We start from the raw sequence: 26,056 nt of genomic DNA on the forward strand, positions 1-26,056 counted from the left end.
CCAGGCTTCCTGTCGCATGCAAAAGATTTGACGTTTACGTAAAAATCAATTAGCCAGAAGTGAGAATAAGCCGCGCCTCCTGGGTGGGAGTCTGGGCGTGGCATAAAGCATACGCCAGATGGAGGAGCACGTCATGTACAAGGCGCCCGTAGAAGAGATCGCGTTCACCCTGAAGCACGTCGCTGGCCTCACCAAGGCTATCGAAGACGGCAAGCTGGGCGAGCTGAGCGACGACCTCGTTGATGCCATCCTCTCCGAAGCCGGCCGTTTCGCCAGTGACGAAGTCGCACCGCTCGCCGAAATCGGCGACAGGCAGGGCGCCCGCATGGTCGACGGCAAGGTCGTGGTGCCCGATGGCTGGGACAATCTCTACCGCGCCTGGGCCGAAGGCGGCTGGAACTCCCTGACCGCGGCGGAAGATTTCGGCGGGCAGGGGCTTCCCCATATGCTCAACGTCGCGGCCTTGGAAATGTGGAACTCCGGCTCCATGGGCTTCGCGCTCGGGCCGACGCTGACCATGGGTGCGGTCGACGCCGTCACCGCCCACGGCTCTGAGGACCTGAAGGCTAAATACCTGCCCAAGATGGTCTCCGGCGAATGGACCGGCACCATGAACCTGACCGAGCCGCATGCCGGCTCTGACCTCGGCGTCATGAAATCCCGCGCCGAGCGCCGCGATGACGGCACCTACCGCATCTTCGGCCAGAAGATCTACATCACCTGGGGCGAACACGAGATCACCGAGAACATCATCCATCTGGTTCTCGCGCGTCTTCCCGATGCCCCCGCCGGCACGCGCGGCATCTCGCTCTTCCTCGTGCCGAAATACCTTGTGAACGACGACGGCTCGATCGGCGCCCGCAACGACCTGCATTGTCATTCGCTGGAGCACAAGGTGGGCATCCATGGCTCGCCGACCTGCACCATGATCTATGGCGACGGAAAGTATGGCGATGAAGCCGGCGCGATCGGCTACCTGATCGGCGAGGAGAACAAGGGCCTCGCCTGCATGTTCACCATGATGAACAATGCCCGCCTCGCCGTCGGCATGCAGGGCGTCGCCATCTGTGAAGCCGCAACCCAGAAAGCCGTGCAATACGCCAAGGACCGCACGCAAGGGAAGGCGCCAGGCTGGACCGGCCAGGGCATGTCGCCGATCATCGAACATCCCGATGTCGCGCGCATGCTGGTGACCATGAAGGCGCTGACGCAAGGCTCGCGCGCCATCTGCTATGTCTGCGCCCACGCCACCGACATGAGCCATCACGCGGATGGTGACGAAGCCCGCCATTGGGCCGAGCGCGCAGCTCTGCTGACCCCGATTGCCAAATCCTTTGCAACCGATGCCGGCGTTGACGTCGCCTCGCTTGGCATCCAGACCCATGGCGGCATGGGCTTCATTGAGGAAACCGGTGCTGCCCGCTTCTGGCGCGACAGCCGCATTGCCCCGATCTACGAAGGCACCAACGGCATCCAGGCCGCCGACCTCGTTACCCGCAAGCTGCCGCTCTCCAACGGCAATCATATCAGGGGCTACATCACCGAGCTGAAGCAGATCGTGAATGCGGTGCGCGGCTCCAATCTCGACGGCTTCGGCGAGACCGCTGATCGCCTCGACGCAAGCCTGGTCGACCTCGAAGACGCCACCGAATGGCTGCTTTCGCAGATGGCCGCCGGCAATGCCTCCGCAGCGCTTGCGGGTGCCACACCTTACCAGCGCCTTTTTGGCCTCGTCCTGACCGGCGTGTATCTCGCCAAGGGCGCGCTCGCGGACGAGGACCACGGCCGCGACAACCGCCTGGCGCTCTGCCGCTTCGCCGCCGAGAACCTGATCGCCGAGACGGCGGCTCTCAAGGACCGCGTCGTCAATGGTGCGGCGAGCCTGGAAGCGGCACGCGCGCTGTTTGCCTGATCTCACACCTCCCCCTTGAGGGGGGAGGTCGCCGCAAGGCGGCGGGTGGGGGTGACTCCGCCAAGTCCAGCATATGTCGTTGATCACCCCACCCCGGAGCTGCGCTCCGACCCTCCCCCTCAAGGGGAGGGTGGGGACCACCCGAGGAAGCCGAGATGACCGACCACATTGAGATCACCCGCCCGGAAGCCCATCCCGGCGTCCTCGTCCTGCGCTTCAACCGCCCGGACAAGAAGAATGCCATCACGCAGGCCATGTACCAGAAGCTCACCGCAGGCCTTCTCGAAGGCGAGAATGACGACAGCATCCGCGCCATCGTCTTCCTCGGCACCGAAGGCTGCTTCTCCGCCGGCAATGATATGGCCGACTTTCTCGGTTTCGCCATGGCCGGCGCCGTTGGTGAACCCGCAGCCTTTGGCCTTCTCAAGGCCCTCACCGAAGTCACCAAGCCTCTGGTCTCCGGCGTCGATGGTCTGGCAATCGGCATCGGCACGACGCTGCACATGCATTGCGACCTGACCGTTGCCTCCGATCGTAGCCTGTTCAAGACCCCCTTCGTCGATCTGGCGCTCGTCCCGGAAGCCGCCTCAAGCCTGATCGCCCCGCGCGTCATGGGTCACCAGCGCGCCTTTGCAATGCTGGCGGCCAGCGAAGGCTTCTCCGCCGAACAGGCTCGCGAGGCTGGTCTCATCTGGAAGGTGGTCTCACCGGATCAGGTCGAGACGGAGACCCTGAAGATCGCGTCCTCGCTCGCGTCCAAGCCGCCGGCCGCGATGAAGATCGCCCGTGCTCTGGTCAAGGGCAGCGCTGACGAGGTCCGCACCCGTATGCAGGAAGAACTCGCCCACTTCGTCGCCCAGCTCAAAAGCGCCGAGGCGCGTGCCGCATTTGAGACATTCATGAAGAAACGCGCATAAAACGATGCGTCGTATGTGAGGCTTACTTACTTTTGGGACTTTTCTTAAGTACCCATTAAATCCTGCAGGCTAATCCTGGTTTAGCGGCAAATCTGCCGCTTCCTCACCATGATGGTGTCCGGATCGCACAATGCCCCGTGACGTCCCCGCGCAATCGACTGCGCGAAGTGTTTCTGCAGGACCGTATCGTGAAGACCAGTTCCAACCTGATGACCAAGATCCTGGTAGTCGCCTCCCTCGTGGTCGTGGCTGCTTTGTCCGGTTTCTCTTTCTACATCGACAGCCTTCAGCGCAATGCGACGAGTGCAGCCGTCAAGAGCGAGATCGATAGCTCCGGTCTCCAGGCGTCTCAGAGCATTGCCAACTGGCTCGGCGCGCGCGTCATGCTGACCGAACTCGCGGGCAATGCCGCAGCCAAGGCGCCTGATGCCGCTGCCATCACCGCAGCCTTCGACAACCCCGTGCTGATCCGCGAATTCATGTCGACCTATGTCGGCGATGAACAAGGCGTCTTTACCAGCGTTCCCAACCAGCCGCTGCCGGAGGGCTACGATCCGCGCAAGCGCCCGTGGTACCAGGACGCCGTCAAGGCCGACAAGATGGTGCTGACAGACCCTTACGCCGACGCTTCGACCGGCAATCTGATCATCAGCGCCGCCATTCCGGTCAAGAAGGACGGCAAGCTCTATGGCGTGGCGGCTTCCGACTTCTCACTGACTTCGCTTGTCGACATGGTCAACTCGGTCGACATGGGCGGCAAGGGTTCGGCCTTCCTCGTCAAGCAGGACGGCACCATCCTCGTCCACCGGGATGGCAACCTCGTCACCAAGACGCTGAAGGACGCCTTCCCGGCAAACACGCCGGCCATCGGCTCCGGCATCACCGAAACAGCCTTTGCCGATGCAAACGTGCTGGTATCCTTCCTGCCCATCAAGGGGCTGCCGCGTGATGACTGGTATCTCGGCGTCCAGATCGACCGCGATCTTGCCTTTGCCGCGATCGGTGAATTCCGCACGGCCGCTGCCGTTGCAACCCTGGTCGGCGTCGTCGCCATGATCGGTATCCTGGCTATGCTCCTGTCGCGCCTTGTCGTCCGTCCCGTGGTCGATATGACCGGCGTCATGGGCAAGCTTGCCGGCGGTGACGTATCGGCTGAAATTCCGGGCACGGCCCGCACCGACGAAATCGGCCAGATGGCCGCAGCCGTCGCCGTCTTCCGCGACAACATCATCGAGCGCGGACGCCTCGCCCGCGAAGCCGATGAAACCCGCACCATGACCGAACAGGAACGCCGCGAGCGCGAAGCCGCCAAGGCGCGCGAAGCCGAACAGGTTTCCTTTGCGGTCCATTCTTTGGCCGACGGTCTCGGCCGCCTCGCCAATGGCGACCTGGTCTCGCGCATAGAGACCCCGTTCGCCGGTGACCTCGATCGCCTGCGCGTCGACTTCAATGCTTCCGTCGAGAAGCTGCACGACGCGCTCGCCACTGTCGGCCGCAATGCCCGTGCCATTGACGGCGGTGCAGCCGAAATCCGCTCCTCTGCCGATAATCTCGCCCGCCGCACAGAGCAGCAGGCAGCCTCTGTCGAAGAGACGGCGGCAGCACTTGAGGAGATTACCACGACCGTCAAGGACAGCGCCCGCCGCGCCGAAGAAGTCGGCCAGCTGGTAACACGCGCCCGTGCCGGTGCCGAAAAGTCCGGCGAGATCGTCGAAAAGGCTGTCGGCGCCATGCAGGGCATCGAGAAGTCCTCCGGCGAGATCTCCAACATCATTGGCGTGATCGATGAGATCGCTTTCCAGACAAACCTGCTGGCGCTGAATGCCGGTGTTGAAGCCGCGCGCGCCGGTGAAGCCGGCAAGGGCTTCGCGGTCGTTGCTCAGGAAGTTCGTGAACTCGCCCAGCGCTCCGCGAATGCCGCCAAGGAGATCAAGACGCTGATCAGTGCGTCTGGCAACCAGGTCAAGACGGGTGTCGAACTCGTCAACGAGACCGGCAAGGCGCTCGACGTCATCGTCCGCGAAGTCCAGGAGATCAATGGCCACGTCAACGCCATCGTGACCGCCTCGCGCGAACAGTCGACCGGCCTGCAGGAGATCAACACCGCCGTCAACACCATGGACCAGGGCACCCAGCAGAACGCCGCCATGGTCGAGGAACAGACGGCGGCAAGCCATGGTCTGGCCCAGGAAGCGGCAGCGCTGACGGCTCTGCTCAACCAGTTCCGCATCGACGAACGCTCGGCAAGCACATCGTCCGGCCAGCGTCGCGCTGCCTGATCGGGCGACCGATAATCTACAGAATGAAACGGCGCCCCTGCGGCGCCGTTTCTCGTTTCTGGTTGTGAGGGTTCAGCCTGTGTTCAGTCTTTGGCTCTAATCTCTGCAACCATGTTGGCCCTCGACCGTTCGGATCTTGTCCGCGACGGCCCGAAGGTCGTCGTCATCTGCGAAATCCAGCTGTTACCTGTCTTGCCGAGGTTCTCATGTTGCGTTTGTTCTGTGTCGCACTCAGCCTGCTTTTCATCGTTGTGCCGGCCTCGGCCGAAACGGCATCGATCCCCTCGCTCCCCTTTGTCCTGGTCACTGATACCAGCGGCGCGATCAGTGAGAGCCAGAATACCCCGCGTCAGAACCGGCCGGTCCGCCCGCAGCGCTATATCTGTGTCATCGACCAGTCTGGCAGCATCGGCGGTGGTGGGCAGGTGTCCTGCCCCGCGAACCCTGGCCGTGTAGGCGGCCGCTGCCGTTGCGCCAACGTGACCGATTCGGGCACGCTCCTGACCTACTGAGCGGACTTCTCCTTCGGCACTATCCCAACGCCGTCGCCGACCGGATTGATGTCGCCGACGAAGGTGATCAGGTCCGCCATGGTGAAATGCCCTGGAGTCTTTCCCGGTAGGTGCGGCGTCCAGTTGGTTCTCTGCCAGAGGAAGGAATTCTGGTCTCCGTGCACAAGGCCGAGGAAGGTCTCGGCGACGATCGTCGACCCGACTGGCCCGAGCCTCAGCCCGTCATGCAATTGCTCGGCTTCCTTGAGGATGTAGTACCAGAGTGGTGTCGCCTTGTGGAAACCGTTGCGCGCCGCAGCGTCGCCGTCTCTACCCCGGGAAAGCTGCGTGTCGCTGAGCGGCTCGAAGCCCATGGCGCGGGCGACATCCTGGCCCGATGGCAGGCCGATCTGCGAACCGCGCCTGAGGTTGCGAAACGGCAGGACGAATTCCCGCGCGGCCACTGTGGTCATGTCCTCGGGATGATCGGGAAGTGTATGCAGGGCCGGCACGATCAGGGGATCAATCCGGCGGGCATGATTGAGCGTGAAGTGGTCTTCGGGAGGTGTCTCCAGATCGAAGAACCTGCGCCAATCGATCACCCAGTTGGATGGCAGCGTGCGATGCGGTCCAAGCGGTGAGGGTGGAGGGGGCTCAGGCGCAAGGTCCCCCACGATCAGACCGGATTTGCCCGTGAAGTTGAACATGAGTTCGAGAGTGCCGTCGGCAAGGCCGCCGGGACGAAAGACGGCGTTGTGACTGTAGGTCTCCCGGACCATGGAATGCCCCAGCCGATAGGCGGCGGCCGCAAATTCGGCCGGCATATAGGGCCGGCTGCGGAAACGATAAAAACGCCGCCCATCGTGCTTGATCTTGCGGATCAGGCCGGGCTCCGTCAGGCGTTCGACGAAATCGAAAAGCACGATCCACTGATAGTGCCAGGTGACGATCCGTCGTGCCTCCGCGAATAGCTCCGGATCTTTCAAACCGGTCGTCGTCGTCTTAAGATGATCCACCACGGCATTGTGGAACTTCAGCATCAGCAGGTGGAACTGCGCCACCAGCAGGTTCTCGTCATTGCGCTCGTCGAAGATCAGGGCGCGCCCATGGGCATTGCGTGGCAGGTCGTTATCGAGCTCTGGGATCTTCCGGGGCGGTTCCTCTTCCGGTCGGGGAAGTGCGTCGGAAACCTGCGCCTTGCCGATCAGGAATTTGGGGCCCGGCAGTTTCCGGACACCCTCCTTGGCATAGAGATATGGGTGCAGGCCCGGCCCATCGCCATAGAGGGAATCGAGGTCCAGTGCCGGCGTGCGGAAGTTCTGTGTCGCCAGCGGATCGGCGCGCTGCTTGTCGAGCGGCGTCGTATCAAGCGTGATGTCGTGGTCGACGAACTGGCCGAGATAGGTATAGCCGGCCGGCAGTTTCGGATGATCACCCTCCGGCCCCTTCTCGTCGCGCATGGCCTTCGCAAGATCGAAAAGCGCATCGTCGTCGGCATGCAGCGGTGGAAGCCGCGCAAACATTTTGCCGAACTTCCCGGGATCGGCATTGCCGGCCAGGGCCTGCAGGGATTCACGGCTCATGCCCCGGACGCCATGTCCGTGGGCTGCGACTTCAGACATCGTCATTCCCCCTCTGATCACGTCATTTTCTGGATGACGTGATCAGAGATGATTATCGGGAGTGGCGCAACAAATCACATGCAACCAAGGGATGTGTTTAAGTCTTATTCTTGCTCAGCGTTGCAACCGCCTCGACATGCGGTGACCAGAGGAACTGATCGATCGGCGTCACCTCGTCGACCCGGTAGCCGCCAGCGATCAGGATCGAGAGGTCGCGTGCGAGCGTCAGCGGGTTGCAGCTGATCGCGACCACCTTCTTCACCTGGCTTTTCGCCAGTTCCGCACACTGGGCCTCGGCACCCGCGCGCGGCGGATCGAAGACGACGGCATCGAACGCCTTGAATTCGGACGTCATCAGTGGCCGGCGGAAGAGGTCACGCCGCTCGACGGTCACCGGCTTCAGCCCTTGGGTATTGCGCGCGGCAAAGTCGAGCGACTTTACGGCCTTCTCATCGGACTCCACCGCGAGCACGGCGGATGCGCGGGCAAGCCGCAATGCGAAGGTGCCGACGCCGGAAAACAGATCGACGACTTTCTTCGCTTTCCCGATATGGGCGATCGCAAGCGCCGCCATATGCTCTTCCGCCTCATGTGTCGCCTGGGTGAAACCACCCGGGGGCAGCACAACGCGAGCACCGGCGAAATCGAGCAGCGGCTTGTGCGGCTCGATGATGATCTCGCCATTGGCCGAGACGCGGGCGATGTTCTTGAGCCTGAGGACGGCATTGGTGACCGCCCGCCGCTCCTGGTCGCCGAGCCCGCCACGCAGCCCGTCGAGCGAGATGTCGAGGCCGGTTGTCGTCTCCGTCACGGTGACGCGGAAGTGCTCGGCGCCACAGGCATTGGCGATGATCTTGATGGCGTCCAGCCGGGAGATCAGCCCATCCGACGCGATGGGACATTCCTCGACCGGCACGACGTGATGCGTCTCCGCCTGCATGAAACCCATGACCAGGCCCTGTTCACGCCGCCTTGCGGTGAAGACGAGGCGGCGGCGCTGATGCGGATGTGCCTCGAAGATCTCGCCAACGGGAGCCTCGATCCCCTTCGACTTCAAGGCGTCGATCAGAATCTGGCGCTTGAAGGCGTTGTAGGCGGGTTTTGCCATATGCTGTAGCGAACAGCCGCCGCACACACCACCGACGCCATCGGGACCGAAATGCTTGCAAGGCGGCTGAACGCGATCGGGCGAGGGGCTGGTGATCGACATGATCGTGCCCTCGTTCTTCACCTTTGCGATCGAGACGGTCTCGCCGGGCAGCGCGAAGGGCACGAACACCGGACCGTCTGCGCCATGCGCGACCCCATCGCCCTTGGCGCCGAGGCTCGAGATCGTGACGGTTTGCGCGCTCATGCCTCGTCTCCTTCGATGTCGTCCCCGAGGTCCATGTCCTCGCTGTCGCCGCCATCCTCATCGTGATCGGCGCCGAGCGGCTTAACACCGGCAAGCAGGAATTCCTCGTTGCCATCGCCACCTGATATCGGCGAGGGGATCAGGCCGAGGCTCGTCCAGCCCATGTCCTCCGCCAGCCAGCGTTCCAGTTCGGCGGCCACCAGTGGTGCCGTTTCCGGTTCTTTCAAAAGCCCTGCCTTGCTGATGGCTTCGCGGCCCGCCTCGAATTGCGGCTTGACCAGAAGCAGGCAATGCGCGCCCGGCTCTGCCTGTTCGAGAGCTGGCGCCAGCGCCAGCTTTAGCGAAATGAACGAGACGTCGGAGACCAGAAAATCGAAGGGCTCGTCATTGTAGTCTTCAGGCTCCAGATAGCGCGCATTCAACCCCTCAAGATTGGTGACACGCGGGTCGCTGGCGAGCCGCGGATGCAACTGGTCATGCCCGACATCGATTGCGGTCACATGGGCAGCACCGCGCTTCAACAGCACTTCCGTAAACCCACCGGTGGATGCGCCGACGTCAAGACAGTGGCAGCCCTCGGGCGAGAGGTTGAAATGGTCGAGCGCGGCCTCGAGTTTGAGCGCCGCACGCGAGACGTAATCCTGTGCCGGATCGTCGATATCGAACTGGTGCGTGGCGGCAAAGACAAGGCTGGGTTTGGATACCACCTTGCCGTCCACCTTCACCGTGCCACGCTGGATGGCGTCACGGGAGCGGGAGCGGCTTGCAAAAAGGCCAAGGGCGACCAGAAGCTGGTCGAGGCGCTGGGGTTCTGGGAGCTTCTTCATGCCCCGTCAATGCGGGGAGATGCGCCTTCGCGCAAGTCTTTTTCGCAGCACTCGCTGCGGCCTCGCCAGCGACAAGGCTAGAGGGGTTGCGAATTTCGGATGCTGATCCATTCAAGGTTTCATTAGCGATACTTTAAGCAATTGATTCTAATGTTCAGTGGCCGGCGCGATGCGATCCTCCCTCCCAAGCAGCATGCTCCGACAAGAGACTGCAGGCCCTCCTCCTCCTTCTGGCCAGCAGGAATGGAAGCCCCCCGGTTTCGGGCCCGGGGGGCTTCATTTGTTTTGGGGCTTTCGACGGGGGGGCGATCCCGCGAACAAAATTGACGATTGTCAAAAGTGTTGAGCAATCGTTCACGGCCAATGGCAAAAACTCGCATAATTTAGGCATTCGTTAATGTGCACGGGCTACTTTAATCACACGTTCGCGTGATTGAACCGGGCTGAGGCACACGAAGATCATGGCACGCGCAAGTGGCAGGCGCTCCGGCGGTTTCTCCGTCGGGTGGCGATGTCGGCCACCTGCGCACAGTTACTGATCGGAAGGTCGCCGAAACTCTCCGAAACCCAGCGCAAGCTCTTCGCCAATTGATCAGACAGCCTGCACCTGTGCAGGCTTGAAGCACAACATCGTGTGGAATTTTCCATGAAACTACTGAACAACCTCGGGACCTTGACCAAGATGATCGCGGCGTTCGCCCTGGTCATTGCGATCAGCATCATCGTCAACATCATGAGCTGGTCGTCACTGGCCTACCAGCAGACCGCCAACGGCTGGACCGTTCACACCTACGAGGTATTGGACCGGGTCGATGCGATCGTCGCCGCCATGGTCGATCGCGAGACTGGCGTGCGCGGTTATCTGCTCTCTGGCGATGAAGCATTTCTGGCACCGTATGAGGCAGGCTCGAAGAACTACAAGGAAGCCTTCGACAAGGCGGTCCAGCTGACATCGGACAACGCGACGCAACAGAAGCGTTTTGCCGAACTCGACGCTCTCGTGAAGGGTTGGGGCGCGGAGGTTGCCGAGAAAGAAATCGCGCTGATGAAGGACCCGGCGACGGTCGAGCAAGCCCGCGCCATGGAGATTGACGGTGCAGGCAAGAAGTGGATGGACGGCATCCGCGCCAAGGCAGCGGAAATTTCGGCTGATGAAGCCGGTCTTCTCGAGACGCGGGCGATCGAGGCCGCAGAAGCCGCCGATCAGGCACGTTTGACCCTGATCGAGGGCGCCGCGGCGACAGTCGTTGCTGTCATTGCAATCCTGATCCTCTTGCAGAAGACGCTTGTCACCCCACTTCTCGGCATGGCAGGCGCCATGCGCAAGCTTGCCAGTGGTGATACCTCGATCACAGTGCCCGGTATCGGCCGCCATGACGAAGTGGGCCAGATGGCCGAAGCTGTCGAAATCTTCCGCCAGAACGCAATCACGGCGCGGAAGCTCGAGCAGGAGGCGGAAGTCAGCCGTGGCGAGACGGAGGCGACCCGCCTTGCCAACCAGAAGCGCATGGAGCAGGAAGCCGAAAAGCTGCGCTTTGCCACCACCACTTTGGGCGACGGCCTCAAGCGCCTGGCCGGCGGCGACGTTTCCTTCCAGCTCAACGAACCCTTCTCGCAAGAATACGAGTCACTGCGCCAGGATTTCAATGCTTCTCTGAAGCAGCTCGGAACGACCCTGTCCTCGGTCATGTCCTCTGTCGAAAACATCGACAATGGCACACGCGAGATTTCCTCCGGCGCCAACGATCTCTCCAAGCGCACGGAGCAGCAAGCTGCCGCCCTCGAAGAGACCGCCGCCGCTCTCGACCAGATCACGGTCAACGTCTCGACCTCATCCAAGCGTACGGACGAAGCCCGCACCGTAGCGATTCTCGCAAACCAGGATGCGGCAAAGTCGGCTGAGGTCGTGTCCAACGCCGTCGAAGCCATGCGCCGTATCGAGGAGAGCTCGCAGCAGATCTCCAACATCATCGGCGTCATCGACGAGATCGCCTTCCAGACCAACCTCTTGGCGCTGAATGCCGGCGTCGAGGCAGCGCGTGCCGGTGAAGCCGGCAAGGGCTTTGCGGTTGTCGCCCAGGAAGTGCGCGAGCTCGCCCAGCGCTCGGCCAGTGCGGCCAAGGAAATCAAGGGGCTGATCCAGAACTCCTCGAGCGAGGTCGACAATGGCGTGAAGCTGGTGCGTGACACCGGCGTGGCATTGAAGGCGATTGGCGACTATGTCTCGCAGATCAACCAGTTGATGGATGCGATTGCCACGTCTGCCCGCGAGCAGTCGACCGGCCTCGCTGAGGTCAATACTGCCGTCAACCAGATGGACCAGACCACGCAGCAGAACGCAGCGATGGTCGAGCAGTCGACGGCAGCCTCTGCCGCACTCGCCCAGGAATCCACCCGCCTGCGCTCCCTCGTCGGCCAGTTCAATCTGTCGGGTAGGGCCACGGCTCCGGCGCAGGTGGAGCGTCGTCCCGCAGCCGTGCAGGCACCGGTACGCCGGGCACCCGCGGTCCAGGGCAATCTCGCCGTCAAGGAAGAGTGGAGCGAGTTCTGATCGCACCACGCTTCGTCTGAAATGCGGACGCCCCTGCCGGAATAACCGGCAGGGGCGTTTGTCGTTTCAGGTGCTAAGGTCCGCGCTCAGGGCACGTAGCGATACAGCCAGTCGCGGATGTCTTCGGGAAGTGCGACGGGTTCGCCGGTCTCCGGCTGCCTGGCCGTCCAGGTGATATCGACCTCGGCCACCGTCTGGCCGTCCTTTTCCATCGCAACTTCGAAGCCGACGGATTTGCCGCCGATCTTGTCGACCTGCACGGTCATGCGCACCTGATCCTCCGCTCTGAGCGGCTGATGAAGGCGGACCTCGAACTTCGTTGGGCTGTAATGCGGCTCGTCTTCGAGTGGTGGCCGATAGCGCCAGAAGTGGCGCACCGCCTCTTCGGCATGGATGACATAGGCGGCCGCGCGCATTTCACCGGTCGGACCGATGTCGCGATAGGCGACAGCCAGTGCGCTCACCTCCACCCGTTCCGTCTCGTCCATGCAGATCCCCCGATGCGTTCCTGTGTTAGCGGCATCTAACGGCATAGGGACGGGCTTCACAAGCGCCGTGCGCGGCAGACATCGCCGCGCCGCGCCGCAAGGGCTGGGTAAAACCCGGATCTGTGGTGGAAGATGACGGGCGGTCGCATTATCTTCTGCACAACCCCGGAAGGATGCCCATGGCCACCCGTCTCTACGAAAACCCGATCTTCCTCGAACACAACACGCCGGAAGGACATCCCGAAAGGGCAGACCGGCTGCGCTCGCTCAACATTGCGCTGGAGCATCCGAACTTCGCCCGGCTGGAGCGGATCGAGGCGACCCAGGCCAACGAGGACCTCGTCACGCTTGCCCATCCCGAGGAGCATCTCTTCGCCGTGATGCGCGAGATCCCGGAAGAGGACGATCGCATCAACCAGCTGGAGGCCGACACCTACGCCTCGCAGAAGAGCCTGCAGGTGGCGCTGACCGCCATCGGTGGCGCCATCGCGGCCGTCGACGACGTCATGACCGGCAAGGCCGACAATGCTTTCGTCGCGGGTCGCCCGCCGGGCCACCATGCCGAAAAGTCAAAGGCCATGGGCTTCTGCCTGTTCAACACGGTCGCGATCGCCGCCCGCCATGTGCAGAAGACTTATGGCGTCGAGCGCGTCGCGATCGTCGACTGGGACGTGCACCACGGCAACGGCACCCAGGACATCTTCTGGGACGACCCTTCCGTGCTCTTCTGCTCGACCCACCAGATGCCGCTTTATCCCGGGACGGGCGCCAAGGACGAGACTGGCAAGCACCGCAACATCGTCAATGCGCCGCTCTCCCCCAATGTCGGCTCCGATCATTTCCGCGAGGCCTTCAAGAGCCGCGTGCTGCCGGCACTCCATGATTTTGCGCCCGACTTCATCCTGATATCCGCCGGTTTCGACGCGCATCACCGCGATCCCTTGGCGCAGATCAATCTGGTCGGCGAGGATTTCGACTGGGCGACAGGTCGCCTCCTGGAAGTCGCCGACCGTTTCGCCCAGAACCGGGTCGTCAGCCTGCTCGAAGGCGGCTATGATCTCGAAGGCCTCGCCGAATCGGCGGGCCTGCACATCTTGAGACTGATGAAGGGTTGAGTATGTCCGACGCCGTAACCGCCGATCTCTCCGGCTATTCCTTCGAAAAGGCCGTGGCCGAGCTCGAAAGTATCGTTGCCCGCCTCGAACGCGGTGACGTGGCGCTCGACGAATCCATCGCCATCTACGAGCGCGGCGAGCTTCTGAAGAAGCATTGCGAGCAGCTCCTGTCAGCCGCAGAAAACCGCATCGAAAAGATCCGCCTCGACCGCGCCGGCAAGCCGACGGGCACGGAGCCGCTAGACGGCGCTTGAGCACGCCAGCGGCATAGCCGCGCCGTCTTCAATGCTTAGAATTAAAATGTAGAATGGCCCCTCGCGGGGCCATTCGTTGTTTGCGTCTTCGATAGTGTTGAGCTTACTCGGCCGGGTTCCGCGCTTCGACAGCCTTGATCTCTGCCTGCTGCGCACCGCTTCCGGTCTTCCACAGCGAATAACCGACGCCGACGCCGAGGATCAGGAAGGTGATGCCGAGCGACCACTCCGGCGGGAACTTCTCCCAGCCCATGCCCCAGGCGATGAAGATCTTCGAGCCGATGAACATCAGCAGCACCGACAGAGCGTACTTGAGATAAGCGAAGCGGTGCAGGATGGCATCCAGCGCGAAATAGAGGGCGCGCAGACCCAGGATCGCGAAGATGTTCGAGGTGTAGACGATGTACGGATCGGTCGTGATCGTGAACACCGCTGGCACCGAGTCGACCGCAAAGACGAGGTCGGCGATCTCGATCGTCACCAGCGCCAGCAGGAGCGGGGTCGCGAAACGGCGGATCTTGCCCGTCACCGGATCCGGCTTCTTGACCACGAAGGCGTGGCCATGGATCTCTTCCGTCACGTTCATCCGATGTTTCAGGAAGCGGATCAGGGCATTATCCTCGATCTTGTGCTCCTTGTCGGCGACGAAGAGCATCTTGACGCCCGTCAGGATCAGGAAGCCGGCGAAGAAGTAGAGAACCCAGTGATACTGATCGACGATCGTGGCACCCAGGCCGATCATGATGCCGCGCAGCACGATGACCCCGAGAATACCCCAGAACAGCACGCGATGCTGATATTCGCGCGGGATGGCGAAGAAGCCGAAGATCAGTGCGATGACGAAGATATTGTCCATCGCCAGCGTCTTTTCGACCACGAAAGCCGTCAGATACTGAGCCGTCGCGGTCGTGTCCATCTGCCAGTAGATGAAGCCGGAAAAGGCGAGACCAAGCGTGACGTACATGGCCGAAAGCTTCAAACTTTCGGCGATGCCGATTTCATGGTCGTCCTTGTTGAGGACGCCAAGGTCGAAGGCGAGAAGTGCCGCGACCAGCAGGATGAACAGCAACCACATCCACAGTGGCTTGCCGAGAAACAGAATGAGCAGGAGTTCCAATTGTATGACCTCTGTTGCATTGACCCGGCTCGATGCAACGCGCGCACGGTCTCGCTGAAGAGAGGTCCGGTCCGGGCATGGCATCGAGCGTGCTCGATGCGGTCCGACATCACGAGGAAAATCCGTCGTCAGAGGGGCCCGGTCCGCAGAGGCGCAAATGGGGGCCTGACACGGGGAGTTCAAGCCCCGTGACGAGATAAAAACACAGGAATGCCATAATTCGACATTTGCCCCGGTTGTCGGTCTAGAGGGCTATCACAGTCCGAATTTCGTCATAGCCGGTACTCAGTGCCAGACCGTCTCGTGCGATCAACCCGGCTGCCGTCAAAAGCTCTACATCCTCGTGAACACGCCGGTAGTGACGATTGAGGCTACGGGCAAGCGCCGCGACGCTGTCCTGAGGATGGCGGTGGAGATAGCGCAGCAACTCCAGCCGCTTTGCCGTCATGGTGCGCGCAAAGGCGTCCCAGCCCACGAAGGTCAGGTGATCCTCGTGGACATCCTCTCCATCCCGGTGCCTACGCAAGGCGTCACCGACCCGTGCCTGCAAGGCATCGAAGCCGCCACCGACATGAACGTCCAGTTCCCTCGTCATATCGTTTCTCCTCGCAGCCATTCGACATCAGCACGGAAATCTCTTAGAAGCTGCTCAATGCCGGCGAACGCATAAGATGTCTCGATCGCACCATGATGCCGATGGTCACCCTTGCCACGCTCATTGTCGTAGCAAATCAGTCGTTCGCCCGGATATCCGTAGAACAATGCGTATTTATACCGGTGCGATGAAGGCGGCACCGGATCGGGCACTGACCAGATCCGAACCTCCAGAATTGCACCGTCATTGAAGACGATGCGTTCTCGGATGACCAGATCTGCCTTCATGGCCAACTATGGCACTGGATGCCATAGCAGTCAAACCAGTGGCTTATGCCCGCGCTCTGAGCGCCCCCGCAACCCGATGGATATGCTCCGCCCCGATCCCGCAGCAGCCGCCGATCATCGTGGCGCCTGCCTCTGCCCAGTCGCAGGCGAAGCGGGAATAGGTGTCGCCGGTGAGGTCCTGGCGCGTGTCGTGCAGCCCTTCATTCGCGGCCTTGTCGTCGGTGTCCGTCTCGAAGGCGTTGGCATAGACGCCGATCTTCAGGCTGACACCCTTTTCGGCAAACACCGCTGCCGCCGTCTCAACCGCCTTTTTCATCACTTCGGGCTTGGCGCAGTTGAAGAGCAGTGCCTGAGCCCCAGAGCCCGCCGCCCATTCGGCCGCCGCGCGCACGGTCTCGCCCGAGCGCAGCTTCGGCTCGCCACCGGCCACCTGGGCCGCATCGTCGGCGAGCGTAAAGGAGATCCAGAAGGGCTTCGGCTGCGCCTGGATCGCCTTGCGCACGGCCTCGCCCTCGGCAATCAGGCTCAGCGTTTCGCCGAGCCAGACATCGACATGGGGGCTAAGGTTCTCGACCAGCACCTTCAGATAATCCTGCACCGTTGACGGGTCGAAATTCTCCGGCTCATAGGAGCCGAAGATCGGCGGAAGCGACCCTGCGACCACAACCTTGCGACCTGCCGCATCGGCAGCCTCCCGCGCCAACTGGCCGGAGAGCGCGATCAGGGCAGGGCCGTCCGCACGAAACCGCTCCTCCCCGATATGGAAGGGCACCAGCGCATAGGAATTGGTGGTGACGACATCGGCGCCGGCGGCAATGAACTCCTCATGCACCTGGCGGACGATATCGGGGCTGTTCATCAGTGCCAGCGCCGACCATTCCGGCTGCTTCAGCTCCGCGCCGAGACGCAGGAGTTCGCGGCTCATGCCGCCGTCGAGGATCAGTGTGTCAGCCATGGAAAGGTCTCCGTCAGATACGGTCAAGGGGTAAGCGCTTGATCGAGATCGGCAATGATATCGCCTGTGGTCTCGAGGCCGATCGACAGACGGAAGAGCCCGTCGCTGGCATAGGCGCGATAATCGGAAAGGGCTTCGCCGGTGAGGCGGAAGGTGGAGGTCATCATTTCCTCGGTATCGAGCAGCACCACCAAGCTGCGCTGGTGGCCGAGGGAAAAGGCATAGTGGGCGACACGCAGACGTGTCGCCAGCCGCTCTGCGGCGGCCTTCGGCTCGCGCGTGCGAAACGCAATCATGCCGCCGAAGACATCCATCTGGCGCTTGGCGAGATCATGCTGCGGGTGGGAGCTCAGACCCGGATAAATCACACGCTCGACCTCTGGATGCCCCTCCAGGAAGGTGGCGACGGCAAGCGCGCTCTCGGATGCCATGCGCAGGCGCGGATAAAGCGTGTCGATGCCACGCATGATCAACCAAGCAGATTGGGCTGATAGCGACGCTCCGAGATAGACGCCGGCGCGGCCCCTGATACGGGCAATCAGGTCCTTCCGCCCGATCACCGCCCCACCCAGCACGTCGCCATGGCCGTTGATGAACTTGGTCAGCGAATGGATGACGAGATCGACGCCGAGCGACAGCGGCCGTGTGGCAACCGGTGTGGCAAAGGTGGAATCGACCGAGATCAGCGCGCCATGTTTATGGGCGATGGCCGCCAGCGCCTCGAGATCGACGATGCGCAGGATCGGATTGACGGGGCTCTCGCAATGCACGAGCCGAGTATTCGGCCGCATCGCTGCCTCGACGAGGTCTGGCCGCGCCATATTCACCGGTGTCACCTCAATGCCGAAATCCGGCAACACCCGCTGCGTGAGTTCGACAGCGCCCGCGTAGCAGACATCCGAGACGACGAGATGGTCGCCGGCCTGGAGAAAGGTGAAGAGCGTTCCGGCAATCGCCGCCATGCCGGTGGCTGTTGCCAGCGCCTCCTCGGCACCTTCGAGGGCTGCCAGCCGCTGTTCCAGCTGCCGCACGGTGGGGTTCGTCCAGCGGGCATAGAGATAGGGCAGATCGGCGAGATCCGCGACGCCATCGGCGGAGAAGGCGCCGTCGCCCGGCATCAGCGCGTTGTTGACCGACATCGAGACATTCGGCGCAATCGCCCCGGTCGCCGGATCGATGAACAGCCCAGCATCGAGCGCCCGGGTTTCAGGACCGGCAGACGCGGGCAGGGGATGGGTCACGAAGACTTTCGTCATGGCATTTTACTTTCGGGCCGCCTCAGCGGCGGATCGGCACCTGCGCCTCGACAATGCCGAAGGCACGGGTGATGAGCGCAGTGAGCGCGACATAGAAGAGGGTGACGACGAGCAGTGGCTCGTAGACGAGGAGCGTGTCCTGCCGGACCTTGAAGGCGACCGCATAGAGATCCATCACGGTCACGGTGAAGGCGAGCGGTGTCGCCTTCAGCTGCAGCACGATCTCGCCGGCAATCGTCGGCAGCGCCGTGCGGATCGCGCGGGGTAACCAGATGCGTCGTGTGAGCTGCCACGGGCTCATACCGAGCGAGCGGCCGGCTTCGAGTTCGCCCTTCGGCACGGACAGGAGCGCACCACGCAGCACTTCCGACTGATAGGCGGCGAAGTTGAGCGTGAAGGAGACCGCGGCAAAGAAAAAGCCTTCACGCAGGATCGGCCAGAGAAAGCTCTGCCTCAGGCCCGGCACCATCGGCAGCAGCGAGCCCACGCCGTAGTAGAGAAGCCAGAGCTGGATCAGCAGTGGCGTCCCGCGAAACACGGTGGAATAGCCGAGCGCCAGATTGCGGATGACAGGCCCGCCGCTGACTCGCGCGAAAGCGAGCCCGACGGCCAGCACGAAGCCGATGCTCACCGAAATCACCAGCAGGGCCACGGTCTGCACGGCGCCGTCGATCAGAAGCGGCCAATATTTCGCGATCCATTCAAAGTTCATCTCACGTCCCCCTCAATGCGCCGGCTTCTGGCCCCGGCGCACGCGGCGCTCGATGCCATGGAAGACGAGGTTGGAGAGAAGCGTAATGATCAGATAGAGAACTGCCGCCGCCAGGAAGAATAGGAAATATTCCTTGGTATTGGCACCCGCGAGGCGCGTCGTCAGCGCCAGTTCCTGATAGCCGACGACGGCGACGAGAGCACTGTCCTTGGTGACCGACATCCAGAGATTGGCCATGCCGGGCAGGGCGTTAGGAAGCAGTGCCGGCAGGGTCACCCGACGAAAGCGCAGGAGCGGCGACATGCCGAAGGCCCGCGCCGCCTCGAGCTGACCGGTGGGGATCGCGAGGATCGCGCCGCGCAGCACCTCGGTCATGTAAGCGCCCTGCACGAAGCCGAGCACGGCGACGGCGGCAATGAAACCGTTGACCTCTACGGTCGGCAGGCCAAAGGCCATCAGCAGCCGGTTGAGGCCATCAGTCCCGGCATAATAGAGCCCGACGATCAGGATCAGTTCCGGCACTGCCCTGATGACAGCGGTATAGCCCTTGAGGATCAGTCCCACCGGGCGGTTGTTGGAAAGCTTGCCGAGCGCCCCGAACAGCCCGATGACGAGGCCGATCGAATAGGCGCAAGCCGAGATGGCGACAGTGGTGGCAGCACCGGTCAACAGCGCGCCGCCCCAGCCCGGAGGCTGAAGCGCCAGCAATTGCCATGCCGTCATCGATCCCGTCGCCATCTCGTCTGCGATCCCTGCCGATTACTGGCCGTAGACGTCGAAGGTAAAATAGGCCTTCGTGATCTCGTCATACTTGCCGGAGGCGCGGACGGCGGCGATCGCCGCATTCAGCTTGGCCTTGAGTTCGGTGTCTTCCTTGCGCAGCCCGCCGCCGATGCCGGTGCCGAGAACGGACGGATCAGCCGCCACGTCGCCCATGTCGGCGCAGCAATCCTTGCCGAAATCGGTCTTGAGGAAGTCGGCGAGCGGAATGGCGTCGCCGAACACATAGTCGATACGGCCGGCCGAGAGATCCTGGAAAGCCTCGTCGAGGGTAGCGTAGGTCTGCTCCTCGGCCTTGTCGGCGAAGTGCTTCGCATAATAGGCCGACTGCACGGTCGAGACCTGGATGCCGATCGTCTTGCCGTCGACCGCCTCAGGCGTCGCACCCGGGGTCGCGTCCTTCGGTCCGATCAGCTTGCTCGGCGTGTTGTAGTATTTGTCGGTGAAGTCGATGGTCTTGAGGCGCTCCTCGGTGATGGACATCGACGACCAGATGACGTCGAACTTCTTCGTCTGCAGCGCCGGGATCAGGCCGTCCCAGGAGACGTCGACGACCGAGCAGGTCTCCTTCATTTCCGCGCAGACGGCGTTCATCAGATCGATTTCCCAACCCTTCCAGGTGCCGGAGGCATCCTTGGCGAAGAAGGGCGGATAGGCCTCGTTCATGATGCCGAAGCGGACTTCGGCCTGGGCGGTGACCGCGGTTGCGGCAAAGGCTGCACCGGCGAGCAGAAGGGAGATCATTTTCATCGTCGTTTTCCCCTGTTGGTTGGATGGTTCTGGATCTGTGTTCAAGCAGTCCCGCGCCCACCAAGGCTGCGGGTGAATTCACGGCAACGGGCGCTTTTCGGATCGCCGAAAACCTGCTCCGGCGGTCCCTCTTCCTCGACGCGCCCCTTGTCGAGGAACATCACATGGCTGGAGACCTCGCGGGCAAAGCTCATCTCATGCGTGACGAGCAGCATGGTGCGGCCCTCTTCGGCGAGATCGCGGATGACCTTCAGCACTTCCCCGACAAGCTCCGGATCGAGCGCGGAGGTCGGCTCGTCGAACAGCATGACGGCCGGATCAACGCAAAGCGCGCGGGCAATTGCCGCGCGCTGCTGCTGGCCGCCGGAGAGAAAGGCCGGATAGGCATCGCGCTTGTCGTAGAGGCCGACCTTGGCAAGCAGCGCTTCGGCCTTCTCGACCGCCTCGCGGCGCGGCATTTTGAGAACGTGAACAGGTGCCTCGATGACGTTTTCGAGCACGGTACGATGGGCCCAGAGATTGAAGCTCTGGAACACCATACCAAGCCCGGTGCGCAGCCGTTCCAGCTGCTTGCGGTCGGCGGCTTCGAGGCTGCCCCTGCGGGACGGGCGTAACTTGAGCTCTTCACCGCCCACGACGATGCGGCCGCGGTCGGGCGCTTCGAGCAGGTTGATACAGCGCAGGAAGGTGCTCTTGCCGGAGCCGGACGAGCCGATGATCGAGATCACGTCTCCGCGCTGGGCCTTGGCAGAGATGCCCTTCAGAACCTCGATGCCGGCGAAACTCTTGTGGATGTCGTGCACGTCGAGCGCGGCCGGGGCGGTTCCTGTCATCTTGATCCCAGGTAGTTTGACAATTGCGAGACCATAGGAGGCCGAAGCTGCGGATTTCGAGCGCATTTCAGCGGCAATGTGGGGAAATCCTGCGTGAGAGCATCAGATGGTGCGGAAAGATGGCGCAATCCCTTGAAATCGGCTAAGGGGGCGAAAACGAGGTCGCGCAAGGAGGGGGAACCATGCCGGACAAGCTCGATCAATTCGACCGCAGCATTCTCGAAGTGGTGCAGTGGGATTGCCAGCTGAAGGCGGAAGCCATCGCCGACAAGGTGGGTCTGTCGCCATCGGCCGTGCAGCGCAGGCTTCGCCGTCTCCGCGACGAAGGCATCATCACCGCCGAGATCGCCGTGGTGAACCGCAAGGCGACGAGCTTCCCGATGACCTTTATCACCGGCATGGAAATCGAACGCGACAATTACGATGCGCTTGCCCGCTTCCGCGCCTGGGCCGACAAGCAGGAGCACGTCCAGCAGGTCTATTACGTCACCGGCCAGGTCGATCTCGTCGCCATCATCACCGCCCGTGACGTCGAGCATTACGATGATATCAGCGCGCAATTGATGGCGGAAAACCCGCAGATTCGCCGCATGCACACCAATGTCGTGCTGCGCGACGTCAAGGTCGGCCTGCATATTCCAGTCGGGGAATGAGCGCAGATTTCAGTCTGCGCCGGCATATCCCTGAACTTCGTCAAATACGAGGTTGACGCCCCTCTCTCGCCTCCCCATGATGTCGCAATTGCTTACATTGTTTGGGAGGACAATCATGCATTTTTCGAGACTTAGCACTTTGGCTGCTGCCGCTCTGGCCGCATCTGTCGCATTTGGTGCATCCGGCGTGCGCGCCGAGCAGTTCGTCAACGTGCTGACTGGTGGCACCTCGGGCGTCTACTATCCGCTGGGTGTTGCCCTGTCGAAGATCTACGGGGACAAGATCCCGGATGTCCGCACCCAGGTGCAGGCGACCAAGGCCTCGGTCGAAAACCTCAATCTCTTGCAGCAGGGCAAGGGCGAAATCGGCTTCTCGCTCGGCGATAGCGTCAAGCTCGCGGCGGAAGGCGATGCCGATGCCGGCTTCAAGGCACCGCTCGACAAGCTGCGCGGCATCGCCGCCATCTACCCCAACTTCATCCAGATCGTCGCGACGAAGGATTCCGGCGTGACCTCGCTTGCCGATCTCAAGGGCAAGAGCCTGTCCGTTGGCGCCCCGAAGTCGGGCACGGAACTCAATGCCCGTGCCATCCTCGAAGCCGCGAGCATGAGCTATGAAGATCTCGGCAAGACCGAATATCTGCCCTTTGCGGAGTCCGTCGAACTGATCAAGAACCGCCAGCTCGACGCGACCCTCCAGTCCGCCGGCCTCGGGGTTGCCTCGCTGAAAGACTTGTCCACCTCGCTGCCGGTCTCTTTGGTTGCCGTTCCGGCCGAAGTGGCAACCGCACTCGGCGATCCCTACATCGCGGCGACCATTCCCGCTGGCACCTATGAGGGCCAGACGGAGGACGTGCCGACGGTCGCGGTCGTGAACTTCCTCGTGACCCATTCCGAGGTGTCCGACGATCTCGCCTACGAGATGACCAAGCAACTCTTTGAGAACCTGCCGGAGATCCAAGCCGCGCATAACGCCGCCAAGGACATCAAGCTGGAAGATGCAACCAAGGGCATGCCGATCCCGCTGCATCCGGGTGCTGAGCGCTACTACAAGGAAAAGGGAATGCTGTGAGCCCTGCGGGCTTCTGAAAATCTCGGAAGGGCCGGGCGGCAACCATGCCGTCCGGTCCTTTGCCCCTTGGCTTACCCTTCGGACGGATACCCATGAGCGCCACGACTGCGGACCAGACCCTGTCGCATGAACCGAACACCCATGAGCAGCTTTTTCCGGCGACGGCCGAGGGCAAGCTGCTCTACGGCATCGCCGTTGCCTTCTCGCTCTTTCAGATCGCGACTGCGGCCCATCTGATCGACCTGCCGAGCCAGCTCGTCCGCTCCACCCATGTCGCCTTCCTTCTGCTGCTCGGCTTCCCGCTGGTGGCCGCCAATCTGCGCAAAGGCGCGATCTACACCGCAGGCGCCTGGGCGCTAGCCACTGCAGGCGTCGCCGTTGCCGTCTACCAGTATGTCGAATACGAGCCGCTGATCCTGCGCGCCGGTGATCTCGTCACCATGGATCTCTATTTCGGGGTCCTCGCCATCGCCACCGTCTTCGTCGGCGCCTGGGTGATCATGGGGCCGGCCCTGCCGATTATCTCGGGCCTCTTCCTCGGCTATTGTTTCTTCGGTGAGTATCTTCCATCGCCGCTCAATCACCGCGGCTACGATTTTTCCCAGGTGATCGACCATATGGCTTATGGCACCGAGGGCATCTATGGCGTGCCGACCTATGTGTCGTCGTCCTATATCTTCCTCTTCATCCTGTTCGGCTCCTTCCTGGAGCGGGCAGGCATGATCAAGCTCTTCACCGATGTGTCCCTCGGTCTGGTCGGCCACAAGCGCGGAGGCCCGGCCAAGGTCTCGGTCATCTCGTCGGGCCTGATGGGCACGATCTCAGGCTCCGGCGTCGCCAATGTCGTGACGACAGGCCAGTTCACCATTCCCCTGATGAAGCGCTTCGGCTATCGCCCGGCCTTTGCCGGGGGCGTCGAGGCGACCTCGTCGATGGGCGGCCAGATCATGCCGCCGGTCATGGGCGCCGTCGCCTTCATCATGGCCGAAACGCTGGGTGTGGAATATGCCGAGATCGTCAAGGCAGCCCTGATCCCGGCTATCCTCTATTTCTGCTCGGTCTTCTGGATGGTGCATCTCGAAGCCGGCAAGCGCGGACTGAGCGGCCTCGACCCCAAGGATCTGCCGTCTGCGACCGCCGCCATCCGCCAGCACTGGTATTTGCTGCTGCCGCTCGCAGCCCTCGTCTGGCTCCTCTTCTCCGGCTACACGCCACTCTTCGCCGGCACCGCTGGCCTCGCGCTCACCATGCTGCTCATCCTCGGCAGCTCGATCGCCATCGGCATGTCCAACACGGTGATCCGCACCATCTTCTGGATCGGCATCGGCCTCGCCGGTGCTTCCTTCTTCCAGTATGGCTTCCGCGCGGTCCTGATCGCCATCCTGGTGCTGATCGCCTGGAACTTCATGGTGAAGGGCGGTCGTGCGGCTTTGAAGCTCAGCGTCGACAGCCTGGCGGATGGTGCGAAGACCGCGCTGCCCGTTGGCGTCGCCTGTGCCGTGGTCGGCATCATCGTCGGCACCATGACGCTCACCGGTGCCGCCAACACCTTCGGCCAGTTCGTCGTTGCGGTCGGCCAGCACAGCCTCTTCCTGTCCCTGATCCTCACCATGCTCACCTGCATCCTGCTCGGCATGGGCATTCCGACCATCCCGAATTACATCATCACTTCCTCGATCGCCGGCCCCGCATTGCTCGAACTCGGCGTGCCGCTGATCGTTAGCCACATGTTCGTCTTCTACTTCGGCATTCTCGCCGACCTGACCCCGCCCGTCGCACTTGCCTGTTTCGCGGCAGCTCCTATCGCCCGGGAATCGGGCCTGCGCATCTCCTTCGAGGCGGTGAAAGTGGCGGCCGCCGGCTTTGTCATTCCCTTCATGGCCGTCTACACGCCGGCCCTGATGCTGCAGGATGGCGGCCCGCTCGCCGAGGCGATCGGCTATCCGCTTGCTGTCCTCTACATCGTCATCAAGGCCGGCCTGTCGGTCGGCCTCTGGGGTGTTGCCGTGATCGGCTATCTCAACCGGCCGCTGCCGATCCTGCACCGCCTGATCGCTGCCGCCGCCGCCTTCTTCCTCGTCGCGGCCCTGCCGATCACCGATGAGATCGGTGGCGCGCTCGTCCTGATCTTTGCCCTCATGGCCTGGAAGTTCCCTGGCAAGGCCTCTGGGCCAATCGCCACGGCACCGCCCAAGACAGGGGCGCCATGAGCCTTTGCGTCGCGCTTGCCGCAACCGTTCTGACCATCCCGACCACGAGTTTTTCACTCTCCTGGGAGCATTCGGTCGAAAAGGTGGAATGGCGTGAAGAGTGGGCGGTGACGTCTTCCGGGCTTCAGCTGACACAGGCAAACGTCAAGGGATCCGGCGCCGGCATGGAGCCGGGCGAGGGGGCGGTGCTTGAAGACGGCTGGTGGCGCTGGGCGCCGACGCTGGCGCCACTTTCAGAGATACGCCTTGCCGCCTCTGGAGAAACACCGGGTGGTTGGGAGCTCTGCCACGAGGGTGGATGCCTGACATTGGGCGGACAGGCCGGCGAGGACAGCGTGATATCACCCTGCGCGCCGGCTTCCGTCCCGTGATGAGGGTTGCGTCAAAATGAGGTTTGCAAGGGGGCATCGGAAGCTCAGTCGCTCAACCGTCCCACAGCGTCGACAAGTTTGGCCGCTTCGAATGGCTTGACGATCCAGCCGCGGCGCCGGCTTTGCAGGCGCGTTCGCGCTTCTGAGGATCGTTTTCGGTCGTTAGCACAAGGATGGGGATGGCTCTGTAGCAATCGCTGTTGCGAATGCGCTCGATGAGCCCGAACCGGTCAAGCCTTGGCATGTTGATGTCGGTGATAACAAGGTCAGGCGCGCTGCCTTCCAGCACTTCCAGGCCCTCGATGCCATCTTCCGCCTGCAGCGTCTCATTACCAGCGCTTTCCAGCATCTGGGTGACCATGGACAAGATGTGGTTCTGGAATCATCAACTGCCAGAATTTCCTTTACCGGAGATTGCCTCACTTACTTCGTCTGTCGGGCGAGTCACACCGGATGATCAATCAGTTACGATGAAAATGATTAGGTGCAGTTGATAAAGAACCAATGCATGCAAGTCTGTTCCTGGTCTGATCTCGACGTTGCAAATTTGCTTCATGCTCATATCCTTGCCTCGCAAGAATGGTCGATAATGCGAGCCAGTTGCCGGTAGCTCACCGGGTCGGATTCCTCTATATGTTGCGGCGCAATAAAGAGG

The 26,056-nt window shown here is 62.2% G+C and carries 24 protein-coding genes and 1 pseudogene; 11 read left to right on the forward strand and 14 right to left on the reverse strand.

All coding sequences use genetic code 11. The features are described 5' to 3' along the window. Positions 1-133: 133 nt before the first annotated feature. From ACQKP1_RS04745 to ACQKP1_RS04760, 4 genes are all read left to right on the forward strand, one after another. Entirely contained in the window at positions 134-1,912 is a 1,779-nt protein-coding gene (locus ACQKP1_RS04745) for an acyl-CoA dehydrogenase (RefSeq protein ID WP_427274387.1), read from the forward strand. A 155-nt stretch (positions 1,913-2,067) separates the two neighbouring features. Next, positions 2,068-2,829 carry a crotonase/enoyl-CoA hydratase family protein gene (locus tag ACQKP1_RS04750; RefSeq protein ID WP_427274388.1) on the forward strand — a complete coding sequence of 254 codons (762 nt, stop codon included), beginning with the start codon at positions 2,068-2,070 and terminating at the stop codon, positions 2,827-2,829. Positions 2,830-3,017: 188 nt separating this feature from the next. Beyond that, positions 3,018-5,108, forward strand: coding sequence for a methyl-accepting chemotaxis protein (locus tag ACQKP1_RS04755; protein ID WP_427274389.1), 2,091 nt, complete (start codon positions 3,018-3,020; stop codon positions 5,106-5,108). A 206-nt stretch (positions 5,109-5,314) separates the two neighbouring features. Beyond that, positions 5,315-5,620: a hypothetical protein gene (locus ACQKP1_RS04760; protein WP_427274390.1), complete on the forward strand. Its 306-nt coding sequence runs from the start codon at positions 5,315-5,317 to the stop codon at positions 5,618-5,620. Here ACQKP1_RS04760 and ACQKP1_RS04765 read toward each other — a convergent pair. The 3 genes from ACQKP1_RS04765 to ACQKP1_RS04775 all read right to left on the reverse strand — a co-directional run bounded on the left by ACQKP1_RS04765 (position 5,614) and on the right by ACQKP1_RS04775 (position 9,402). Continuing rightward, a complete protein-coding gene (locus tag ACQKP1_RS04765; RefSeq protein WP_427274391.1) occupies positions 5,614-7,221 on the reverse strand; it encodes a peroxidase family protein in 1,608 nt (535 codons plus the stop codon). The genes ACQKP1_RS04760 and ACQKP1_RS04765 overlap by 7 nt on opposite strands. A 97-nt stretch (positions 7,222-7,318) precedes the next feature. Continuing rightward, on the reverse strand, positions 7,319-8,575 hold the full coding sequence (locus tag ACQKP1_RS04770; protein ID WP_427274392.1) for a class I SAM-dependent RNA methyltransferase: 1,257 nt from the start codon (positions 8,573-8,575) through the stop codon (positions 7,319-7,321). Next, on the reverse strand, positions 8,572-9,402 hold the full coding sequence (locus ACQKP1_RS04775; RefSeq protein ID WP_427274393.1) for a TlyA family RNA methyltransferase: 831 nt from the start codon (positions 9,400-9,402) through the stop codon (positions 8,572-8,574). The genes ACQKP1_RS04770 and ACQKP1_RS04775 overlap by 4 nt, the downstream gene beginning before the upstream one ends. Before the next feature lie 646 nt (positions 9,403-10,048). Here ACQKP1_RS04775 and ACQKP1_RS04780 point away from each other — a divergent pair. Further along, positions 10,049-11,953, forward strand: coding sequence for a methyl-accepting chemotaxis protein (locus ACQKP1_RS04780; protein ID WP_427274394.1), 1,905 nt, complete (start codon positions 10,049-10,051; stop codon positions 11,951-11,953). Between the two features lie 86 nt (positions 11,954-12,039). Here ACQKP1_RS04780 and ACQKP1_RS04785 read toward each other — a convergent pair whose 3' ends face one another. After that, positions 12,040-12,441, reverse strand: a complete 402-nt coding sequence (locus ACQKP1_RS04785; protein ID WP_427274395.1) for an acyl-CoA thioesterase — start codon at positions 12,439-12,441, stop codon at positions 12,040-12,042. Positions 12,442-12,620: 179 nt separating this feature from the next. Here ACQKP1_RS04785 and ACQKP1_RS04790 point away from each other — a divergent pair, with 179 nt between their 5' ends. Both ACQKP1_RS04790 and ACQKP1_RS04795 read left to right on the forward strand, forming a co-directional pair. After that, positions 12,621-13,556, forward strand: coding sequence for a histone deacetylase family protein (locus ACQKP1_RS04790; protein WP_427274396.1), 936 nt, complete (start codon positions 12,621-12,623; stop codon positions 13,554-13,556). Between the two features lie 2 nt (positions 13,557-13,558). Continuing rightward, positions 13,559-13,810, forward strand: coding sequence for an exodeoxyribonuclease VII small subunit (locus ACQKP1_RS04795; RefSeq protein ID WP_427274397.1), 252 nt, complete (start codon positions 13,559-13,561; stop codon positions 13,808-13,810). Positions 13,811-13,913: 103 nt separating this feature from the next. On the opposite strand, the gene ACQKP1_RS04800 is transcribed toward ACQKP1_RS04795, so the two are convergent. The 9 genes from ACQKP1_RS04800 to ACQKP1_RS04840 all read right to left on the reverse strand — a co-directional run bounded on the left by ACQKP1_RS04800 (position 13,914) and on the right by ACQKP1_RS04840 (position 21,095). Beyond that, positions 13,914-14,927: a TerC family protein gene (locus ACQKP1_RS04800; protein ID WP_427274398.1), complete on the reverse strand. Its 1,014-nt coding sequence runs from the start codon at positions 14,925-14,927 to the stop codon at positions 13,914-13,916. A 244-nt stretch (positions 14,928-15,171) separates the two neighbouring features. Beyond that, positions 15,172-15,522 (reverse strand): hypothetical protein, encoded by a 351-nt coding sequence (locus tag ACQKP1_RS04805; RefSeq protein ID WP_427274399.1) that lies wholly within the window; start codon positions 15,520-15,522, stop codon positions 15,172-15,174. Continuing rightward, positions 15,519-15,809, reverse strand: coding sequence for a toxin-antitoxin system TumE family protein (locus ACQKP1_RS04810; protein WP_427274400.1), 291 nt, complete (start codon positions 15,807-15,809; stop codon positions 15,519-15,521). The genes ACQKP1_RS04805 and ACQKP1_RS04810 overlap by 4 nt, the downstream gene beginning before the upstream one ends. Before the next feature lie 43 nt (positions 15,810-15,852). Continuing rightward, complete coding sequence (locus tag ACQKP1_RS04815) at positions 15,853-16,764, reverse strand: homocysteine S-methyltransferase family protein (protein WP_427274401.1); 912 nt, start codon at positions 16,762-16,764, stop codon at positions 15,853-15,855. Between the two features lie 23 nt (positions 16,765-16,787). After that, entirely contained in the window at positions 16,788-18,020 is a 1,233-nt protein-coding gene (locus ACQKP1_RS04820) for a trans-sulfuration enzyme family protein (RefSeq protein WP_427274402.1), read from the reverse strand. Positions 18,021-18,042: 22 nt separating this feature from the next. Beyond that, entirely contained in the window at positions 18,043-18,732 is a 690-nt protein-coding gene (locus ACQKP1_RS04825; protein WP_203013399.1) for an ABC transporter permease, read from the reverse strand. 12 nt (positions 18,733-18,744) lie between these two features. Next, positions 18,745-19,470: an ABC transporter permease gene (locus ACQKP1_RS04830; RefSeq protein WP_427274403.1), complete on the reverse strand. Its 726-nt coding sequence runs from the start codon at positions 19,468-19,470 to the stop codon at positions 18,745-18,747. A gap of 21 nt (positions 19,471-19,491) precedes the next feature. Further along, the gene (locus tag ACQKP1_RS04835) at positions 19,492-20,262 is read right to left on the reverse strand and encodes a transporter substrate-binding domain-containing protein (RefSeq protein WP_427274404.1); all 771 of its coding nucleotides are present in this window, start codon (positions 20,260-20,262) and stop codon (positions 19,492-19,494) included. 41 nt (positions 20,263-20,303) lie between these two features. Beyond that, complete coding sequence (locus ACQKP1_RS04840; RefSeq protein WP_427274405.1) at positions 20,304-21,095, reverse strand: ABC transporter ATP-binding protein; 792 nt, start codon at positions 21,093-21,095, stop codon at positions 20,304-20,306. Between the two features lie 182 nt (positions 21,096-21,277). Here ACQKP1_RS04840 and ACQKP1_RS04845 point away from each other — a divergent pair, with 182 nt between their 5' ends. From ACQKP1_RS04845 to ACQKP1_RS04860, 4 genes are all read left to right on the forward strand, one after another. Next, positions 21,278-21,748: an Lrp/AsnC family transcriptional regulator gene (locus ACQKP1_RS04845; RefSeq protein WP_427274406.1), complete on the forward strand. Its 471-nt coding sequence runs from the start codon at positions 21,278-21,280 to the stop codon at positions 21,746-21,748. A 115-nt stretch (positions 21,749-21,863) separates the two neighbouring features. Continuing rightward, entirely contained in the window at positions 21,864-22,820 is a 957-nt protein-coding gene (locus tag ACQKP1_RS04850) for a TAXI family TRAP transporter solute-binding subunit (RefSeq protein WP_427274407.1), read from the forward strand. 92 nt (positions 22,821-22,912) lie between these two features. Next, entirely contained in the window at positions 22,913-25,030 is a 2,118-nt protein-coding gene (locus ACQKP1_RS04855) for a TRAP transporter permease (protein ID WP_427274408.1), read from the forward strand. Then, on the forward strand, positions 25,027-25,401 hold the full coding sequence (locus ACQKP1_RS04860; protein ID WP_427274409.1) for a DUF1850 domain-containing protein: 375 nt from the start codon (positions 25,027-25,029) through the stop codon (positions 25,399-25,401). The genes ACQKP1_RS04855 and ACQKP1_RS04860 overlap by 4 nt, the downstream gene beginning before the upstream one ends. A gap of 44 nt (positions 25,402-25,445) precedes the next feature. Here the strand turns inward: ACQKP1_RS04860 and ACQKP1_RS04865 are convergent. Then, a pseudogene (locus tag ACQKP1_RS04865) lies at positions 25,446-25,824 on the reverse strand (response regulator). Positions 25,825-26,056 lie beyond the last annotated feature (232 nt).

Origin of the sequence: Allorhizobium sp. NPDC080224 (assembly GCF_050281005.1) — a bacterium.
Lineage (GTDB): Bacteria > Pseudomonadota > Alphaproteobacteria > Rhizobiales > Rhizobiaceae > Allorhizobium.

Excerpts from the sequence above, each read along its gene's own strand:
- ACQKP1_RS04745 (WP_427274387.1), top strand. The coding sequence starts at position 134 with ATGTACAAGGCGCCCGTAGAAGAGATCGCGTTCACCCTGAAGCACGTC.
- ACQKP1_RS04750 (WP_427274388.1), top strand. The coding sequence starts at position 2,068 with ATGACCGACCACATTGAGATCACCCGCCCGGAAGCCCATCCCGGCGTC.
- ACQKP1_RS04760 (WP_427274390.1), top strand. The coding sequence starts at position 5,315 with ATGTTGCGTTTGTTCTGTGTCGCACTCAGCCTGCTTTTCATCGTTGTG.
- ACQKP1_RS04765 (WP_427274391.1), bottom strand. The coding sequence starts at position 7,221 with ATGTCTGAAGTCGCAGCCCACGGACATGGCGTCCGGGGCATGAGCCGT.
- ACQKP1_RS04770 (WP_427274392.1), bottom strand. The coding sequence starts at position 8,575 with ATGAGCGCGCAAACCGTCACGATCTCGAGCCTCGGCGCCAAGGGCGAT.
- ACQKP1_RS04775 (WP_427274393.1), bottom strand. The coding sequence starts at position 9,402 with ATGAAGAAGCTCCCAGAACCCCAGCGCCTCGACCAGCTTCTGGTCGCC.
- ACQKP1_RS04780 (WP_427274394.1), top strand. The coding sequence starts at position 10,049 with ATGAAACTACTGAACAACCTCGGGACCTTGACCAAGATGATCGCGGCG.
- ACQKP1_RS04785 (WP_427274395.1), bottom strand. The coding sequence starts at position 12,441 with ATGGACGAGACGGAACGGGTGGAGGTGAGCGCACTGGCTGTCGCCTAT.
- ACQKP1_RS04790 (WP_427274396.1), top strand. The coding sequence starts at position 12,621 with ATGGCCACCCGTCTCTACGAAAACCCGATCTTCCTCGAACACAACACG.
- ACQKP1_RS04795 (WP_427274397.1), top strand. The coding sequence starts at position 13,559 with ATGTCCGACGCCGTAACCGCCGATCTCTCCGGCTATTCCTTCGAAAAG.
- ACQKP1_RS04805 (WP_427274399.1), bottom strand. The coding sequence starts at position 15,522 with ATGACGAGGGAACTGGACGTTCATGTCGGTGGCGGCTTCGATGCCTTG.
- ACQKP1_RS04810 (WP_427274400.1), bottom strand. The coding sequence starts at position 15,809 with ATGAAGGCAGATCTGGTCATCCGAGAACGCATCGTCTTCAATGACGGT.
- ACQKP1_RS04815 (WP_427274401.1), bottom strand. The coding sequence starts at position 16,764 with ATGGCTGACACACTGATCCTCGACGGCGGCATGAGCCGCGAACTCCTG.
- ACQKP1_RS04820 (WP_427274402.1), bottom strand. The coding sequence starts at position 18,020 with ATGACGAAAGTCTTCGTGACCCATCCCCTGCCCGCGTCTGCCGGTCCT.
- ACQKP1_RS04825 (WP_203013399.1), bottom strand. The coding sequence starts at position 18,732 with ATGAACTTTGAATGGATCGCGAAATATTGGCCGCTTCTGATCGACGGC.
- ACQKP1_RS04830 (WP_427274403.1), bottom strand. The coding sequence starts at position 19,470 with ATGGCGACGGGATCGATGACGGCATGGCAATTGCTGGCGCTTCAGCCT.
- ACQKP1_RS04835 (WP_427274404.1), bottom strand. The coding sequence starts at position 20,262 with ATGAAAATGATCTCCCTTCTGCTCGCCGGTGCAGCCTTTGCCGCAACC.
- ACQKP1_RS04840 (WP_427274405.1), bottom strand. The coding sequence starts at position 21,095 with ATGACAGGAACCGCCCCGGCCGCGCTCGACGTGCACGACATCCACAAG.
- ACQKP1_RS04845 (WP_427274406.1), top strand. The coding sequence starts at position 21,278 with ATGCCGGACAAGCTCGATCAATTCGACCGCAGCATTCTCGAAGTGGTG.
- ACQKP1_RS04850 (WP_427274407.1), top strand. The coding sequence starts at position 21,864 with ATGCATTTTTCGAGACTTAGCACTTTGGCTGCTGCCGCTCTGGCCGCA.
- ACQKP1_RS04855 (WP_427274408.1), top strand. The coding sequence starts at position 22,913 with ATGAGCGCCACGACTGCGGACCAGACCCTGTCGCATGAACCGAACACC.
- ACQKP1_RS04860 (WP_427274409.1), top strand. The coding sequence starts at position 25,027 with ATGAGCCTTTGCGTCGCGCTTGCCGCAACCGTTCTGACCATCCCGACC.